Annotated in this window: 14 protein-coding genes; 8 read left to right on the top strand and 6 right to left on the bottom strand. The window is 51.0% G+C overall.

Features of this window, described 5'->3' with window-relative positions; all coding sequences use genetic code 11:
- Positions 1–12: 12 nt before the first annotated feature.
- Together AC3ISQ_RS08305 and yieE are read right to left on the bottom strand one after the other, a co-directional pair.
- Positions 13–1,491 carry an amino acid permease gene (locus AC3ISQ_RS08305; RefSeq protein ID WP_489352226.1) on the bottom strand — a complete coding sequence of 493 codons (1,479 nt, stop codon included), beginning with the start codon at positions 1,489–1,491 and terminating at the stop codon, positions 13–15.
- A 176-nt stretch (positions 1,492–1,667) separates the two neighbouring features.
- Positions 1,668–2,546, bottom strand: a complete 879-nt coding sequence (gene yieE, locus AC3ISQ_RS08300) for a DNA-binding transcriptional regulator YeiE (protein ID WP_489352224.1) — start codon at positions 2,544–2,546, stop codon at positions 1,668–1,670.
- A gap of 287 nt (positions 2,547–2,833) precedes the next feature.
- On the opposite strand from yieE, the gene AC3ISQ_RS08295 reads away from it, so the two are divergent.
- Positions 2,834–3,910 carry a YeiH family putative sulfate export transporter gene (locus AC3ISQ_RS08295; protein ID WP_489352222.1) on the top strand — a complete coding sequence of 359 codons (1,077 nt, stop codon included), beginning with the start codon at positions 2,834–2,836 and terminating at the stop codon, positions 3,908–3,910.
- Between the two features lie 93 nt (positions 3,911–4,003).
- The gene (nfo, locus tag AC3ISQ_RS08290) at positions 4,004–4,843 is read left to right on the top strand and encodes a deoxyribonuclease IV (RefSeq protein ID WP_489352220.1); all 840 of its coding nucleotides are present in this window, start codon (positions 4,004–4,006) and stop codon (positions 4,841–4,843) included.
- Positions 4,844–4,908: 65 nt separating this feature from the next.
- On the opposite strand, the gene AC3ISQ_RS08285 is transcribed toward nfo, so the two are convergent.
- Positions 4,909–5,535, bottom strand: coding sequence for an MSMEG_1061 family FMN-dependent PPOX-type flavoprotein (locus AC3ISQ_RS08285; RefSeq protein ID WP_489352218.1), 627 nt, complete (start codon positions 5,533–5,535; stop codon positions 4,909–4,911).
- A 93-nt stretch (positions 5,536–5,628) separates the two neighbouring features.
- On the opposite strand from AC3ISQ_RS08285, the gene AC3ISQ_RS08280 reads away from it, so the two are divergent.
- Positions 5,629–6,408, top strand: a complete 780-nt coding sequence (locus AC3ISQ_RS08280; protein ID WP_489352216.1) for an AraC family transcriptional regulator — start codon at positions 5,629–5,631, stop codon at positions 6,406–6,408.
- 139 nt (positions 6,409–6,547) lie between these two features.
- Here the strand turns inward: AC3ISQ_RS08280 and fruA are convergent, their stop codons facing one another.
- From fruA to fruB, 3 genes are read right to left on the bottom strand one after another with little or no spacing between them, the layout of a single operon-like run.
- Positions 6,548–8,236 carry a PTS fructose transporter subunit IIBC gene (gene fruA / locus AC3ISQ_RS08275; RefSeq protein ID WP_489352214.1) on the bottom strand — a complete coding sequence of 563 codons (1,689 nt, stop codon included), beginning with the start codon at positions 8,234–8,236 and terminating at the stop codon, positions 6,548–6,550.
- Between the two features lie 14 nt (positions 8,237–8,250).
- The gene (fruK, locus tag AC3ISQ_RS08270; protein ID WP_489352213.1) at positions 8,251–9,189 is read right to left on the bottom strand and encodes a 1-phosphofructokinase; all 939 of its coding nucleotides are present in this window, start codon (positions 9,187–9,189) and stop codon (positions 8,251–8,253) included.
- The gene (fruB, locus tag AC3ISQ_RS08265; protein ID WP_489352211.1) at positions 9,186–10,319 is read right to left on the bottom strand and encodes a fused PTS fructose transporter subunit IIA/HPr protein; all 1,134 of its coding nucleotides are present in this window, start codon (positions 10,317–10,319) and stop codon (positions 9,186–9,188) included. Before fruB ends, fruK begins: the two co-directional genes overlap by 4 nt.
- Positions 10,320–10,565: 246 nt before the next feature.
- Between fruB and AC3ISQ_RS08260 the strand changes: the two genes are divergently transcribed.
- From AC3ISQ_RS08260 to torA, 5 genes are all read left to right on the top strand, one after another.
- On the top strand, positions 10,566–10,988 hold the full coding sequence (locus tag AC3ISQ_RS08260) for a nucleotide triphosphate diphosphatase NUDT15 (protein ID WP_489352209.1): 423 nt from the start codon (positions 10,566–10,568) through the stop codon (positions 10,986–10,988).
- Between the two features lie 305 nt (positions 10,989–11,293).
- On the top strand, positions 11,294–11,932 hold the full coding sequence (gene leuE, locus AC3ISQ_RS08255) for a leucine efflux protein LeuE (RefSeq protein WP_489352207.1): 639 nt from the start codon (positions 11,294–11,296) through the stop codon (positions 11,930–11,932).
- Positions 11,933–12,046: 114 nt separating this feature from the next.
- Complete coding sequence (locus tag AC3ISQ_RS08250) at positions 12,047–12,289, top strand: hypothetical protein (RefSeq protein ID WP_489352206.1); 243 nt, start codon at positions 12,047–12,049, stop codon at positions 12,287–12,289.
- A gap of 276 nt (positions 12,290–12,565) precedes the next feature.
- Positions 12,566–13,726, top strand: coding sequence for a NapC/NirT family cytochrome c (locus AC3ISQ_RS08245; protein WP_489352204.1), 1,161 nt, complete (start codon positions 12,566–12,568; stop codon positions 13,724–13,726).
- Positions 13,727–13,738: 12 nt separating this feature from the next.
- Positions 13,739–16,222 (top strand): trimethylamine-N-oxide reductase TorA, encoded by a 2,484-nt coding sequence (gene torA / locus AC3ISQ_RS08240; RefSeq protein ID WP_489352202.1) that lies wholly within the window; start codon positions 13,739–13,741, stop codon positions 16,220–16,222.
- Positions 16,223–16,228 lie beyond the last annotated feature (6 nt).

Here is a 16,228-nt window from a genome sequence, read left to right as displayed (position 1 = left end):
AACAAATCGGACTTACTTGATGTCCGTCTTCGGGAACTCCATCTCGCTGTATTTCACCACGCGAGTGCCGCGTGTCAGCTTGTAGCCGAACCAGATGATCAGGAACAGTGGAATACCGATGTAGGTCGCGGTCACGCCATACCAGTCAATTTTGTCTTCCAAGAATGCCTGATAGTTTTGCCCCAACGTGATGATCAAACACAGCACGAAGGCAAAAATTGGCCCGACAGGGAAGAAACCGGAAATGTATGGCAAGTCCTTCAAATCACGGCCTTGCATCACATAGCCACGACGGAAACGATAGTGACTGATAGCGATACCCAACCAAGCGATAAAGCCGGTCATACCTGAGGTATTCAGCAGCCACAGATAAACCGATTGGTTACCGAACATGGAGGACAGGAAACACAGCCCCGCAACCACGGTGGTCGCATACAGCGCGTTACGCGGCACACCACCTTTCGACAGTTTAGCGAAAATACGCGGAGCTTTACCTTCTGAAGCCAGCGTGAACAGCATTCGGGTCGAAGCGTACATACCAGAGTTACCCGCCGACAGTACCGCAGTTAGGATAACCGCATTCATTACCGCCGCCGCAGACAGCAGACCCGCATGTTGGAATACCAAAGTGAACGGGCTAACGCTGATGTCTTTCACATCATTACGCAGCAGGCTAGGATCGGTATAAGGAATGATCAGGCTGATGATCAGAATCGCGAAGATATAGAACAACAGAATACGCCAGAACACCTGACGCACCGCGCGTGGAATATTCTTGCCTGGGTTTTCTGATTCACCGGCAGCAATACCGATCAACTCAGTGCCCTGGAATGAGAAGCCGACGATCATCGCCACGCCTATCATTGCCGAGAAGCCGCCAGCAAATGGCGCATCCCCCATCGTCCAGTTCTGCCATCCCGCGTGTTCACCACCTTTCAGAATACCGAAAATCATCAGCATACCGATGCCGATAAACACGATAACCGTGGTAACTTTGATCAGCGAGAACCAATATTCGGCTTCACCAAAACCTTTCACCGAGATGTAGTTCAATAAGAACATCAAGCCAAGGAACAGGGCACTCCAGATCCAACCCGGTGTTTCTGGGAACCAATAGTTCATCACCAATTGTGCCGCTACCAGATCGACCGCGATGGTCACTGCCCAGTTGTACCAATAGTTCCAACCCAGCGCGAAGCCGAAGCCTTCTTCTACATATTTGGCGCCGTAGGTGGAAAACGAGCCTGAAACTGGCATAAACGCCGCCAGTTCGCCGAGGCTGGTCATCAAGAAGTACACCATCAAACCGATCAAAGCGTAAGACAGTAATGCCCCGCCCGGCCCGGCTTGAGAAACTGTTGCACCTGATGCAACAAACAGACCGGTACCGATGGAACCGCCGATGGCAATCATGGTTAAGTGCCGTGCTTTCAATTCACGGCGTAATCCGGGTGCTGGTTGCCCCGATGTTTTTATATCCTGCTGAGCCATGCTTACCCTATATCAATATCTAGCCGAAGAAAAAATAAGGGCGGATTGTAACAAATAGCCGCCGATGAACTAGCATCATTACGCTGATATAAGATAGCTTCATAACTCGGCAGAAATTATTAGCAACGGCGTTAAAAACCTTATTGTCTGCCATTAATGTGACTGAGCGCAGGTTTTTACCGCTCTTCCGGCAATGTGCAATAGCTGAGGAAACGGTGCAAAGCATTGGAAATATGCTTTTGCCGATGATGGATGAGATACAAAGTACGCATCAGCGGCGGCAACGGGATTTTTAGCTCAACCAAAGCCCCACTCTCCAATTGTTCACCAATCACCCGCCGTGACAAACAACTAATACCAATGCCATGACGCACCGCGTGTTTAATCGCCTCTGAATTCCCCAACTCCATCACCAATTTGAAATGCGGTAGATGTGCTAATAGCAGATGATCTAACACTTCACGCGTGCCAGAACCGCGCTCACGTAAGATCCAAGGAGCGTTAGCCAGTTTTTCTAACGTTAACGGTTGGTGGTGCAATGGATTGTCTGGCGCAGCGAACACCACCAGCTCATCTTCTTGCCAAGGTTGTGTCACCAATTCAGGCATATGGCATGGGCCTTCGATCAACCCCAGATCAACCCGGAAATCCCCCACCGCGCTAATCACGTCCTGACTGTTACCGACATTTAATTCTAATGGAGTAGTCGGAAAGTCATCACGATAGCGGGCGATCATTTCAGGCAGCATATAGTTGCCAATGGTGCTGCTCGCAGCGATGCGTAGCGCCCCACCGTCTTGTCGGAATAGCTGCTCTATTTCGCTCGTCTGCTCCAACAAAGCCAACGCTTTTGGGTATAACAAGCGGCCATGCTCATTGATGACCAAACGTTTACCTACGCGATCGAACAACAACACACCGAGTTGCCCTTCCAAATCGGCCAAAGCGGCACTGACCGCGGATTGTGACAACGCCAACACAACGGAAGCCTGAGTGGTTGAACCGCTTTTCAATACCTCGGTAAATACCTCTAATTGACGCAGTGTGATATGCATGTCTGTCTCAGTGTAAATGTGGCGTGCTGGAAATAGACCGAAATTCGCCAACCAGAAAAGCCACCGAAATTAGCGCAACACATAGACAGTGAATCAACCACCGCCTATGCCAACCGTGTTTGTTGTTAAGAGTAACACGTTTGTTCCCCACATAACGGGGAGGGACACATTACCAGAATTTGCCTATAACACTTTTTTCGATTGATTATAAAAATACAATCTATTTCACTATTAAATCACGGCGCCGTAAGCTTACAGCCAGGAACATTGGACAACAGGATTGATTTATGGCGAACGAGACTACCCACCCATTCCCAGAGCACCGCTACCCACTGTTTGGGATACCACGTTTAATTCCCGGCTTATTACTGACCGGAGTATTAACTGCTTTGGCTGTCTGGGCTGGCGATCTCCCTTCGGTCGCCGGACTGGGGCTCGGCGCTTTAACGCTCGCGATTATATTCGGCATCGTGGTGGGCAATACGCTGTACCCATGGCTGCAACCGAGCTGCCACAGCGGTGTTCAGCTCGCCAAACAACGCCTGCTGCGCCTAGGGATCATACTTTACGGTTTTCGCCTGACCTTTCAGCAAATTGCCGATGTCGGCGCGACCGGTATTCTTATCGATGTATTGACCCTCAGCAGCACTTTCTTGCTAGCCTGTTGGTTAGGTAAAAAAGTGTTCGGCATTGATAGCCAAACTGCCATGTTGATCGGCGCGGGTAGTAGCATCTGCGGTGCCGCTGCGGTGATGGCAACCGAACCGGTATTGAAAGCAGATTCCAGCAAAGTCGCCGTCGCGGTGGCGACCGTCGTGGTGTTCGGTACGTTAGCTATCTTCGCGTACCCGTGGTTGTACCATTTGAACCAGCACTTCCAGTGGCTACCGTTCACCCAAGAAACCTTTGGGATTTACACCGGTTCAACCGTGCATGAAGTGGCTCAAGTGGTCGCTGCCGGGCACGCCATCGGCCCCGATGCGGAAAACGCGGCAGTGATCACCAAGATGATCCGCGTGATGATGCTGGCTCCGTTCTTGCTGTTGCTTTCCGGCTTTATCAGCCGCGCAAGGGGGGGGAGTAAGACCGAGAAATCGGCGATTACCATTCCTTGGTTTGCCGTACTGTTTATCGCGGTTGCCGGGCTGAACTCGTTCAACCTGTTACCCGCTACGTTAGTGCATTACCTGATCACCGCCGACACCTGGATGCTGGCGATGGCCATGGCGGCATTGGGTTTAACCACCCATATCAGCTCAGTACGTCAAGCTGGAGTAAAACCTATCCTGCTAGCAACCTTGCTGTTCGTCTGGCTGATTATCGGCGGCGGCGCGATTAACCTGCTGGTTCAGCACATTCTGTAATCCCTCCCCCTTGAGCCCGGTTCGCTGGGCTTTGCCCATTCAAACTCCTGTCTAGAGATGCCATAATAGTTCTGATAACACAGGAGAATGAAAATGAAGTTTGTCGGTGCACATGTCAGTGCCTCAGGTGGCGTAGATCAAGCCGTGATACGCGCACACGAACTAGAGGCGACCGCATTCGCTCTATTCACTAAAAATCAACGCCAATGGAAAGCGGCTCCGCTGCCCGGTGATGTGATTGATAAATTTAAGAGCGCCTGCGCGCAATATGGCTATGGGCCGGGGCAAATCCTGCCACACGACAGCTATCTGATTAACCTCGGCCATCCGGTGGCCGAAGCGCTGGAAAAATCCCGCGAAGCCTTCCTTGATGAAATGCAGCGCTGCGAACAACTCGGGCTGACGTTGCTGAACTTCCACCCCGGCAGCCATCTGATGCAGATTGATGAAGATAAATGCCTAGCGCGCATTGCCGAATCTATCAACATCGTGCTCGATCAAACTCAAGGCGTGACAGCAGTGATCGAGAATACCGCCGGTCAAGGCAGTAATCTGGGGTTCAAATTCGAACATCTGGCGGCGATCATTGACGGCGTGGAAGACAAAAGCCGCGTCGGTGTTTGCATCGATACCTGCCACGCTTTCGCAGCGGGTTACGATCTGCGGACTGAAGACGAGTGCGAAAAAACCTTCCAGCAATTAGGCGATATTGTTGGTTTCGAATATCTGCGTGGCATGCACCTGAACGATGCCAAAAGCGAGTTCAACAGCCGCGTTGACCGCCACCACAGCTTAGGTGAAGGCAATATCGGTAAAACGGTATTCAGCTACATCATGCGCGATGCCCGTTTCGATAACATCCCGCTGATTTTGGAAACCATTAACCCGGATATCTGGGTGGAAGAGATCGCCTGGTTGAAAGCGCAGCAGTAATCCTCCCGCTAACCATGACACCAATAAGTATCCCCCTGCATACCCGGGAGATACTTATTATTGGTTTAACCATAGAGGTCATTTCGTACACTTTGTTCATATTGAACATCTATCGCTTCAGCAACACTGGCCTGCTGACGGGTAATTTCGGCCAATACCTGACCAGGAGTAGGCAGGCTTTTCCGTTCAATCTTTGATTCAGGTTCCCACAAACGCGCCCGATTTATCGCTCTGCCACAGTGAAATAATACTTCGTCAACTGTCACGATTATCGCGGTTTTTGATACTTTCCCTCCCTGCGTAAATTTCGTGCAAAGCACCTCGTCATCAGTCACGTAGGCGCGGCCATTAATTCTCATGAAAACTTCCAGCCCCGGAAAAAGAAAGAGCATGCCGACCTTGTCACTGCTTGTGAGATTTCTCATTGATTCAATGCGGTTATTACCCGGCCAGTCAGCAAAAGCGACTGTTTTATTATCTAACACCTTGACAAAACCAGCCGGCCCTCCGCGTGGCGACGCATCAAGACCAGATTCATTCCCGGTAGCCAGACAAAAGAAGGTGGCTTTTTCCAGATAAGCCACATGACATGAAATAAGTTCAGATAATACGGCTTTCTGAATACGCTCGGATGGAGGAGCGTAAAGCTGCTCAAGATCGGCTTCGTTTAAAGGGACAGATTGCGTGGACATACTTTTCTCCTATGAAATAACTCAAAAATGACTATATCGATTCATGCATGGCAGTGCTAAGTTAAATAGGTCAACAGATATCGGATTGCTGCCATGAAAGAGGATGAAATCGATTTAGCATTCGGCAACAACAGTAAGGTGGTGATTATTTCCATCTACGACACTCAGCCAGAACGACGTGCATTAGGTAGACACAGCCATGTTCGTGGTCAGTTATCTGGCCTGCGCTCAGGGCTTTTTACGGTTGGAACCGATGAAGGTGCCTGGATAGTACCGGCTGACTACGCGGTCTGGATCCCACCCCATTACTCGCATTATGGCTGGACCCACGGGGCGATCGACGGTTGGAGTTGCTATGTCGAGGAAACCGCCTGCGTTGGTTTGCCTGAAAAACCGTGCGCCGTCAAAGCGTCCGGGCTTCTGCGGGAAGCCATTATCTGTGCATCAACCTGGAAGGAAACCGACCTCGACGAACAACAATTACGTATCGCTCAAGTTATTCTAGATCAGCTACACGCCGCTCCGGTTGAGCCTTTTGGATTACCGATGCCCCGTGATCCACGTCTTGTCAATATGGCACGGCAATTACTGGACGATCCCAGCGACAGACGCAATATCACTGAATGGGCAAATAAAATCGGTTTTTCCGAAAGGACGCTGAGTCGTCGCTTTGTGACGGAGACTGGGTTCACTTATACCGACTGGCGGCAGCGAGCTAGATTAATACGTGCGCTGGAATTGCTGGCGGAAGGGGTAAGCGTCACTACGGTAGCGCTTGATCTGGGCTACAACAGCGTAAGTGCTTTTATCGCGCTTTTTAAACGTGTCTTTGACGTAACGCCCTCCGTCTATTTTAAACGTGGCACCAAATAGCGCGGCCTTCAGCAAAAGAGAACTCTCTGTTTTTTCTGGTCATTACGGCTGTGGGGGAGATATTGTAGGAGAAACTGGGGATTGTATATATGAGAAACCGGAGCCTATAACAGCTCCGGTTTTTTATTGGTATAAACCTTTATGCCACGTTGGTTGCTGACACTTCAGCACGTTTCAGCAGTGCGTAGGACACACCCGCGAGCAACGTACCGGCAATAATCGCCACCAGATACAGCAGCACTGGCGTAATCGCCCCAGGGATCAGCAGTACAAACAAACCGCCATGTGGAGCCATCAGTTTCGCGCCGAAAGCCATCGACAGCGCACCAGTCAGCGCACCACCGGCTATGCAGCATGGCAGTACACGCATTGGGTCACGCGCGGCGAATGGAATCGCCCCTTCGGAGATGAAGCACAAGCCCAGTACCAGCGCCGCTTTACCGCCTTCTTGCTCAGACTTCTCGAACTTGCGACGCGCCAGAATGGTCGCCAAGCCCATCGCCAACGGCGGCACCATACCGGCGGCCATAATCGCTGCCATCGGGGCATAGACCGAAGAACTCAACAGCGCAACGCCGAAAGCATAAGCCGCTTTGTTAACCGGACCGCCCATATCGGTACACATCATGGCACCGAGGATCGCTCCTAGCAGAACCGCATTCGCAGTACCCAAGGATTGCAACCAATCGGTCAGACCCGCCATGATTTTCGCAACCGGCGTACCAACCACGTAAATCATCACCAAACCGGTAATTAAGCTCGCCACCAGTGGAATAATCAGGATCGGTTTCAATGCTTCCATACTTTGCGGCAGTTGCAACTTGCTGCTAATGGCTTTCGCCACGTAACCCGCAAGGAAACCAGCAATAATCCCGCCGAGGAAACCCGCTCCAGTACTCACCGCCAACATGCCGCCAATCAGACCCGGTGTTAACCCCGGACGGTCAGCAATTGAGAAGGCAATAAAACCAGCCAATACCGGCACCATCAATGCAAAGGCGGAACCGCCACCAATTTGCATCAACGCCGCCGCCAAGGTGCCTTTCACTTCAAACGCCTTGATACCGAACACGAATGACAACGCGATACACAGACCACCGGCCACCACCATCGGCAGCATATAAGACACACCGGTCAACAGATGGCGATAAGGGCCGTTGCCCTCTTTTTTCTTACCAGAAGCCGCGGATGAACCGCCTTTTTGTGGCTGGAAGGTTTCAGCTTCGAGCTGTGCTTTATCTAGCTCCTGCGCAGTCTTCTTCAGGGCTAAACCGGTCGAAGTACGATACATCGGCTTACCAGCAAACTTGTCCAGATCGACTTCAATATCTGCCGCGACAATCACCAGATCCGCCGCCGCCACCTCTTCTGGCGTGATGGTATTGCCTGCCCCTACGGAGCCGCGAGTTTCTACTTTCACCCACCAACCACGTTTCTTAGCTTCAGCTTCAATCGCCTCTGCCGCCATAAAAGTATGAGCTACACCGGTTGGGCAAGCGGTTATCGCCACAATGCGTTTTGGTCCACTCGCTTGCGCAGGAACCGCCGCTACGGCAGGAGCCTGATAAGGTTTAGCCACGGCCTTGGCCTGCACCAAAAAGGCTTCGGGTTCCTGCACCGCCTGCGCGACATCACCAACAAACAACATTTTGCCATCCAATGCCGCGTCTACCGGAGCCGCTTGCCCCGCTACGACCACCAATTCCGCGTCATTAGCCGAATCCACCAGCGTCAGGCCATTGTTGGCCGCCGCTGCGTTTAGCATACGTTTCACCAAGTGGCTACGCGCCTGCCCGAGCGAACTGTCTATTATCAGAAGCGTTTTCATTCTGCCTCCCGCTATCAATTAAAAGGTTTCAGATCGACACGCGCCATCATCGCGGCCAACTGGGGACGATCGGTAATGCCGACGTTGCTCTGACTCACGGCCAGTGCGGCAACGGCAGTCGCCAAACGCAGAGTGTGTTCACTGGATTCACGCATCAGCAGGCCGTAGATCAAGCCGCCAACCATTGAATCGCCAGCGCCCACGGTGCTAACCACTTCGCACGTCGGCGGTTTGGCGATCCACGCGCCGGAGGCGTTGACCCACAACGCGCCTTCGGCACCGAGTGAAATAACTACATGGGCGATGCCCTGATCGCGCAGCGCATGGGCGGCTTCAACCACATCTTCCAGTTTCGGTAATGGACGACCGGCCCAAATTTCTAACTCGCGGCGGTTAGGTTTCACCAGCCACGGCGCCGCTTTCAGCCCCGCGACCAACGCTTCACGGCTGCTGTCGAAGATAATGCATGGACACTGTGAGCGCAGGCGGATCATCCAATCGGTGAAAGCTTCCGGCGCAACACCCGCAGGTAAACTACCGCTGACCGCCACCATATCGAACTGGCCTAGCCAACTGAGAGAATCGGTAACAAACTTATCCCAATCCTGCGGCGTCACTTCAAAACCGGAGAAGTTGAAGTCGGTCACTTCACCGTCTTTTTCCGTCAGTTTGACGTTGATGCGGGTACGCCCCGGCACCACATGGAAACGGTTGGCGATACCCAAGTCACTGAATAACAGTTGGAAACCGTCTTGGTTGTCTTTACCCAAGAAACCGCCCACCGTGACATCGATACCCAAATCTTTCAATACTTTGGCGACGTTGATGCCTTTACCGGCAGCGTGCAGGCCAGCGGTTTTTACCCGATTCACTTCACCCCGTTCGATCTCTGGGCAAAAACCCACCAAATCGTAAGCAGGGTTCAAGGTGATGGTTGCTACTCTTCTGCTCATGCTGCGCCCTCGCCCAGACCTTCATTAATGGCATCACCGATCGCTTTCAGCGCGGTTTCAGCATCATCACCACTGGCGGTAAAGCGCAGGTGATGGCCCTTCTTCACACCCAGCGCCACCACTTTCATCAAACTGCGACCGTTAGCCGGTTTGCCGCTGCCATCCAGGTTAGTGACGGTAATTTCACTACTGAACTGTTTGATCACATTGACCAATGCGGTGCCCGGACGGGCGTGTAAGCCGTGTTCATTACGGATGACATACTCCGCAGTCAGCACCGAACTCTCTTGCGCTACTTCGCTGGTCAGTAACGCCAGAACCGAAACCGCATCGCCGTTCAGCAAGCGTTCAGCTTTATTGGTTAACAGCAAGTCGCTGAGGTAGTTCAGCAGCGTCAGTGGTTGCTCGTCGGCGACAGCCACAGTCAACAACAGCGCCACTTTTTCACCGTTTTCATCAAACGCCTGCGCTGGACGGCTAATGGTCGCCGCGCTACCCAAGTTGCCTTCGGTGCTGTCACTCAGCCAGATCCCTTGCCCCAAATTCAGCGGCTTGCGGGTAATCACATCGCTGACAAATTGTGCGTTAACCGCACCAATCTGTTGCAAGCGCCCGGCATTCAAAGCTTGCAGCGTCATCAGATTGTCAGCGGCAACATCAAGCGCGATTAGCGAAGCATCAAATTGAAACTCGGCAACCTGTTTTTCGCCCATCAGGAGGCTGCGCAACTCTTCTGCTGACGTGGTTTTAGCCAGTTGGTCAGCAACGCTGTCATCACTCAGAACATGGGTTAATTGGCGTAACAGCGTCAGATGCTCATCCGAACGAGCCGCGATACCGATCACCACGTAGGCGGTTTGGCCGTCACCCCACTCAATCCCCTGTGGGTACTGGAACACCTGCACACCGGTATTCAGCACTAAATCACGGGTGTCGGTGGTACCATGTGGAATGGCGATACCATTACCCAGATAGGTGGAAGTTTGCAGCTCACGCTGCAACATGCCGTCAACGTAGCCGTTGCTGACACAACCGGCAGCGGTAAGAGCAGCAGCAACTTGCTGGATGGCCTCCTGTTTACTGCTAGCGGCTGCCCCTAGGTGAATATCTTGCTGTGATAATTGGAACATGGTTCTCCTCGCTGCTGAATTGAATCGTTTCAGCCATTTTGAGAAAAAGGAGCGTAATCGCGGGAAAAACATCAACCGGATGACGCTGAAACGTTTCAAGGAGTGTGGAAGTAGCTATCACCGAAAGCAAGTATTGTTGATTTTGACGTAGTAGATTTTTGAGCTTACGCACACTTTGCCGTCAGAATCACCTGATAAGGTCGAGAGATGACATACTGTGCTGAAGCTTTGCTGAAGGAGATGAGCATGACGGTGTTAACAGGCGTGGGCGTGATTATTGTCAACCCACAGGGGGAGATTTTACTCGGTAAACGCTGTGGTAAACACGCACCCTATTGGTCGATTCCCGGCGGACATTTAGAAGCTGGCGAAACCTTTGAACAATGCGCCCAGCGTGAGATCTGGGAAGAAACCGGATTGAGGATTGCACCGCCACAGTTTATCGGCGTCAGCAATAACTTACTTACTTGGCGCGAAGAAGGTAAACACACGGTATCAATCTGTATGTGGATTCAGCATCCCGGCGAAGAACCAGAGCTGAAAGAGCCCGATAAATGTGCAGAATGGCGTTGGTGCTCACCCAGTGAATTGCCAGAACCACACTTTGAAGCCAGTCGCAATGCGATCAAACTATGGCAGGAGGAGTTGAACTATTTACCTTCACGTTAGTACGTGTGCCGCTACGATGTTTTCAGCTACGGTTGCCATTGATACACGGCAACCAAGGTAGTTTTATATAAAATACTACCAATAGCTTTATTTTGGTTTTTTAATCTAAAAAATAGACCACATACAGACACTAACAACTAGCATTAAGCCACAAAAACAAAATATTAATTCAAATCGTAAGTGTTATATAGATTTTTCATCTACAACAAAATACCATACAGCTCAAATTGTGAAGGCGGTATATGGGTACCTCAATACTCACTATCTTATATCCCGCAAGCCTTATTACATATAGGTGTTATATTATGCTGGAAAGCATAGGTGTTATTAATTTATGGGTTTATGTGCTCGGTGCCTTGGCCATTGTCCTTGTTCCTGGTCCTAATTCTATTTTTGTATTAACCAGTAGCATTAGTCACGGTGTGAAAAGTGGTTATATGGCCGCGATGGGTGTTTTCTTGGGAGACAGCATTCTAATATTGTTATCGTTCCTAGGCGTCACCTCTTTATTAGCCGCACATCCTCTGGCATTTTCCTCAATTAAATACGCCGGTGCTGCCTATCTGGTTTATTTGGGTGGCATGGCTATCTATGAAACCTTCTTTGAAAGAAAAAGAAAGGAAGTGGCAAATCCCTCGCTGGCAGGCAAAAAAGTCTTTTTTAAAGCCTTTGCCCTCAGTTTCTTTAACCCTAAGATGATCATATTTTATATTTCTTTCTTTGTTCAATTTGTTGAGTTAGATCACCGCGATGAGTTCGCACCGTACCTGCTGCTGGGTTCGATCCTAGAGGTTTTAAGCATGCTATATCTCTCCTTTTTGATCCTGTGTGGTACACCTCTCGCAGATAAACTGAAAGGCAATTTACAATTAAAGAAAATCGGCAGCCGTTGCACAGGTATTCTATTCCTTATTTTTGGATTTAAAATTGTACTAACAACATAAAAGTCATTTATGCTTTACCGAATCTATTTATATATTATTTTATCTTCTCTGACGTTCTCTGCTTCAGTTCATGCTGCTTATGAGTTCCACTTGTTCTGTCCTGGAAGAGATACCATGACCGTCACCTATTCTGGCTATGGCCTTACCACCCTAATGTGGGAGGATTCTTTTTATGTTGCGACTAAACCTCGCCAGTTCAAAACAAAGTCAGATACCGTGGCAGAAGTTTTATTTTTTCAAAACGGTAAACGACTCTATCAAATCAACAAACAGGGTTTCTTTTTCCAATATAAAGGTAAGGATCGTCCCGTGACCTGTCAGATTGGAAACAGAAAAACCAAAGTTGCCCTATATTAGGGGTTTCTCGCTAACTGAGTGAATCGCACGCTTTTACAATGCCGTTTTTGGCCCAGAACAATCGCATTCGTTTCAAACTCCTCCAATCAGCGTTATATAAAATAAAATATAACGCTGTTTTTTGCAACAAACAGAAACTTTTTCACTACAAATACCCCTATAGAGTTAGGCGGATTAACCATTCGTATCTATACTTGTCCAAGTGTGTCGTCATTTTGTCACTCACTTTTTTGGCAAGGTTTTCCTTGGTATTTCATAACAATAAACGGGTTCAATATGAGCAAAAATCAAACTGGCTTTGAAAAGCGGCGCCGGTGGGGATGGCTATGGATTTTGGCGATCGGCATTATCCTCGGCGCGGCACTGCTGGCGGGTACTGCCACCGTATTCCATAAAACCAGCGATACCGCCTTCTGCGTCTCTTGCCACACCATGCAACAACCCCTCGCTGAATATCAAGGCAGCGTCCACTTCCAGAACACCAAAGGCATCCGCGCCGAATGCGCCGATTGCCACGTTCCCCATGAACCGCTCGATTACTTGTGGACCAAGATCCGCGCGGTAAAAGACATCTATGGTGAAATGACCGGGACGATCAATACCCCAGAGAAATACGAAGCGCATAAGCTAGCAATGGCGCAATCGGTGTGGAAAACGTTGAAAGAAAACGACTCAGCCACCTGCCGTTCTTGCCACAGTTTTGATGCCATGGATATCACCGCTCAAAGTGCTGAAGCCCGCGTTCAGCACCCGGTTGCCATCAAACAAGGTGAAACCTGTATCGACTGCCATAAAGGGGTTGCACACATTCTGCCGGATATGAGCGGCGCGGCGCAGGCTGGTGCTGCCGAGCTGGCGAAAGCCGCAGCAGAAACCTCTCCTACCGCGACCACGCTATATACCATCGCGACCGAACCGTTCTTCCTTAAACAGGATGACAGCCATAACGCCGGTAACCTGATGCCTTCCACCGAAGTGCATGTGGTGAAACAAGACGGTGACAAGGTGTTGGCCGACGTTGCCGGTTGGCAACAAGATGGTGTCAGTGAAGTATTCTATGCCGCACAAGGCAAACGCATTCTTAGCGTCTTGCTGGGTGAAGATGCACGTAAATTGCTGAAAACCGGCACCACTATGACCGATGCCGAAACCGGTTTGGTCTGGCATCAGGTTTCCTTGCAAGTTTGGCTACCACGTAAACAACTGATCGACGATCAGCAAAAAATCTGGCGTTACAGCGCAGACATGATGTCCGCCAACTGTACCGGCTGCCACGGCCTGACCGCCCTCGATCGCTTCAACGCCAACCAATGGATCGGCGTGATTAAAGGTATGGCTCCACGCACCTCGCTGACGCAAGAACAACTGCGCGTGCTGACACAATACGTGCAGAAACACGCCAGTGACATGCCACCAGCCGCACCAGCCAAACTTTAAGGGAGAAGCGAGATGAGCAAATATTCACAACAACCGCTACAAATGAGTCGCCGCCGCTTCTTGACTGGCGCCACCGCGCTAGCTGCAACCCCACTGCTGGCGGGGCTATGGCCGAAATCAGCGCTGGCCGAAGCCATTAGCCAAGCGTTGCCGCAGTTTGTAGTACTGCGTCAGGCACAAAAAGGCATTCTGACCGGTGCTCACTGGGGCGCGTTCGAAGCCATCGTGCAAGACGGCAAGATGGTCGGCGTACAACCGGTAAAAGACGATCCCTATCCAAATGAACTGATCACCATGGCACCGTATCAGGTTCACGCAGAAAACCGCGTCAAGTACCCGATGGTGCGTAAAGGCTGGTTGGAAGGTAGCACTGGCAATCGTAACAACGAATTGCGTGGTCGTGATGAGTGGGTTCGTGTTAGTTGGGACAAAGCCATTGAGTTGGTCACTGGCGAAATCACCCGCTTGCAAAAAGATCATGGCCCGCAGTCGATCTATGCCGGTTCTTATGGTTGGAAAAGCGTTGGCATGCTGCATAACAGCCGCACCCTATTGCAACGCTTGATGAACCTGACCGGCGGTTTCCTCGGCTATGCGGGTGACTATTCTACCGGTGCCGCACAGGTGATCATGTCGCACGTGGTCGGTTCGATGGAAGTTTACGAGCAGCAAACCGCGTGGCCAAACGTGATCGAAAACAGCCAACTGGTGATCCTGTGGGGTTGTAACCCGATGATCACGCTGAAAAACAGTTGGAACATGCCGGATCACTACGGTCAGACCGGTTTTGAAGCGCTGAAGAAAAAAGGCACTCGGGTTATCAGTATCGATCCGGTGCACAACGACAGCGCTAAGTTTGTTAATGCCGAATGGATCGCCCCACGTCCGTATACCGACAGCGCGATGTTAATCGGTATCGCTCACACGCTGTTGACAGAAAAGCTGCATAACCCGGACTTCCTGAAAACCTATACCGTCGGTTTCGACAAGTTCGAGGCTTATCTGCTGGGTACCACCGATGGCACGCCAAAAACGGCCGAATGGGCCGCCGATATCTGCGGCGTGGACGCGGAAAAAATACGCACCTTGGCGCGTGATATCGCCAAGAATCGCACCATGATCATGGGCGGTTGGGGCATTCAGCGCCAGCATCACGGCGAACAGCAGCATTGGTTGTTGGTCACCATCGCAGCAATGGCGGGTCAGATTGGTCTGCCGGGTGGCGGCTTCGGCTTTAGCTATCACTACTCTTCCGGCGGTAGCCCAACGGCTAAAGGCGGTATCATCGCCGGTATTTCTGCGGGTAACTCACCAAAAGGTGCACCTTCGCCGATCCCTGTAGCACGTATCGCTGAATGCCTGACGAATCCAGGCAAAACCATTAATTTCAACGGCGCTCAGGTCACTTACCCAGAGGTGAAAATGGTGTATGTGGCAGGCGGTAACACCTTCCACCAGCATCAAGACACCAACAATCTGGTTAAAGCTTGGCAAAAACCAGACGTCGTGGTGGTCAACGAACCTTATTGGACGGCGACGGCCAAACACGCCGATATCGTGTTGCCAGCCACCACCAGTTACGAACGTAACGATCTGGAAATGGGCGGCGACTATTCACAACTGTACGTCTTCCCGATGCACAAATGTGTAGAGCCACAGAATGAAGCACGTAACGACTTCGATATCTTCGCGGCAATGGCGACCAAACTGGGCGTACAAGATGCCTTTACCGAAGGCAAAGATGAAACCCAGTGGCTGAAAGGCATGTATGACGATATGAAACTGCAAGCACGTAACGCTCGCGTTGCTCTGCCGCCGTTCGACATGTTCTGGGAGTCTAACAACTACGTGCGTTTCCCAGTGCCAGAAGCCAACACTCAATGGGTCCGCTTTGCCGATTATCGTGAGAACCCGCTACTTAATCCGCTGGGGACACCATCAGGCAAGATAGAGATCTACTCTGACGCCATCGCCAAGATGGATTACCGTGACTGCCAAGGCATTCCAACCTGGATGCCGCCGCATGAATGGTATCGTGGACCGGAGGCGGCGGAATATCCGTTGTCACTCAACACCGCGCACCCGATCAACCGTCTGCACTCTCAGCTCGACAACACGCCGCTGCGTAAGAAATATGCCATCGCTGACCGTGAAGCGATCATGCTTAACCCGGAAGATGCCAAAACACGCAGCATTACCAATGGCGATTTGGTACGTGCGTTTAATGCACGTGGCCAGATTCTGGTGGGCGCGATTGTCAGCGAAGATGTACGCCCTGGCGTAGTGCGCATTAGTGAAGGGGCTTGGTTCGATCCGGCCGATCCGTCACAACCGGGTTCAATTTGTAAGAACGGTAACGTCAACTGTCTGACCTTTGACATTGGTTCATCCAGCTTGGCGCAAGGTAACTGTGGTCAGATGGCGCAGTTACAAATTGAGAAATATCAGGGCCCAGTGTTGAAAAACACCGCCCATGATGTACCGACCGGGGCATAATAATCT

The sequence above is a fragment of the Serratia sp. KH_031 genome (assembly GCF_057839655.1).
This window is presented reverse-complemented; position numbering and strand designations above follow the sequence as displayed.

What these genes read in the sequence shown, in the direction of transcription:
- AC3ISQ_RS08305 (WP_489352226.1), bottom strand. Translation starts at nt 1,491, where the DNA reads ATGGCTCAGCAGGATATAAAAACATCGGGGCAACCAGCACCCGGATTA.
- yieE (WP_489352224.1), bottom strand. Translation starts at nt 2,546, where the DNA reads ATGCATATCACACTGCGTCAATTAGAGGTATTTACCGAGGTATTGAAA.
- AC3ISQ_RS08295 (WP_489352222.1), top strand. Translation starts at nt 2,834, where the DNA reads ATGGCGAACGAGACTACCCACCCATTCCCAGAGCACCGCTACCCACTG.
- nfo (WP_489352220.1), top strand. Translation starts at nt 4,004, where the DNA reads ATGAAGTTTGTCGGTGCACATGTCAGTGCCTCAGGTGGCGTAGATCAA.
- AC3ISQ_RS08285 (WP_489352218.1), bottom strand. Translation starts at nt 5,535, where the DNA reads ATGTCCACGCAATCTGTCCCTTTAAACGAAGCCGATCTTGAGCAGCTT.
- AC3ISQ_RS08280 (WP_489352216.1), top strand. Translation starts at nt 5,629, where the DNA reads ATGAAAGAGGATGAAATCGATTTAGCATTCGGCAACAACAGTAAGGTG.
- fruA (WP_489352214.1), bottom strand. Translation starts at nt 8,236, where the DNA reads ATGAAAACGCTTCTGATAATAGACAGTTCGCTCGGGCAGGCGCGTAGC.
- fruK (WP_489352213.1), bottom strand. Translation starts at nt 9,189, where the DNA reads ATGAGCAGAAGAGTAGCAACCATCACCTTGAACCCTGCTTACGATTTG.
- fruB (WP_489352211.1), bottom strand. Translation starts at nt 10,319, where the DNA reads ATGTTCCAATTATCACAGCAAGATATTCACCTAGGGGCAGCCGCTAGC.
- AC3ISQ_RS08260 (WP_489352209.1), top strand. Translation starts at nt 10,566, where the DNA reads ATGACGGTGTTAACAGGCGTGGGCGTGATTATTGTCAACCCACAGGGG.
- leuE (WP_489352207.1), top strand. Translation starts at nt 11,294, where the DNA reads ATGCTGGAAAGCATAGGTGTTATTAATTTATGGGTTTATGTGCTCGGT.
- AC3ISQ_RS08250 (WP_489352206.1), top strand. Translation starts at nt 12,047, where the DNA reads ATGACCGTCACCTATTCTGGCTATGGCCTTACCACCCTAATGTGGGAG.
- AC3ISQ_RS08245 (WP_489352204.1), top strand. Translation starts at nt 12,566, where the DNA reads ATGAGCAAAAATCAAACTGGCTTTGAAAAGCGGCGCCGGTGGGGATGG.
- torA (WP_489352202.1), top strand. Translation starts at nt 13,739, where the DNA reads ATGAGCAAATATTCACAACAACCGCTACAAATGAGTCGCCGCCGCTTC.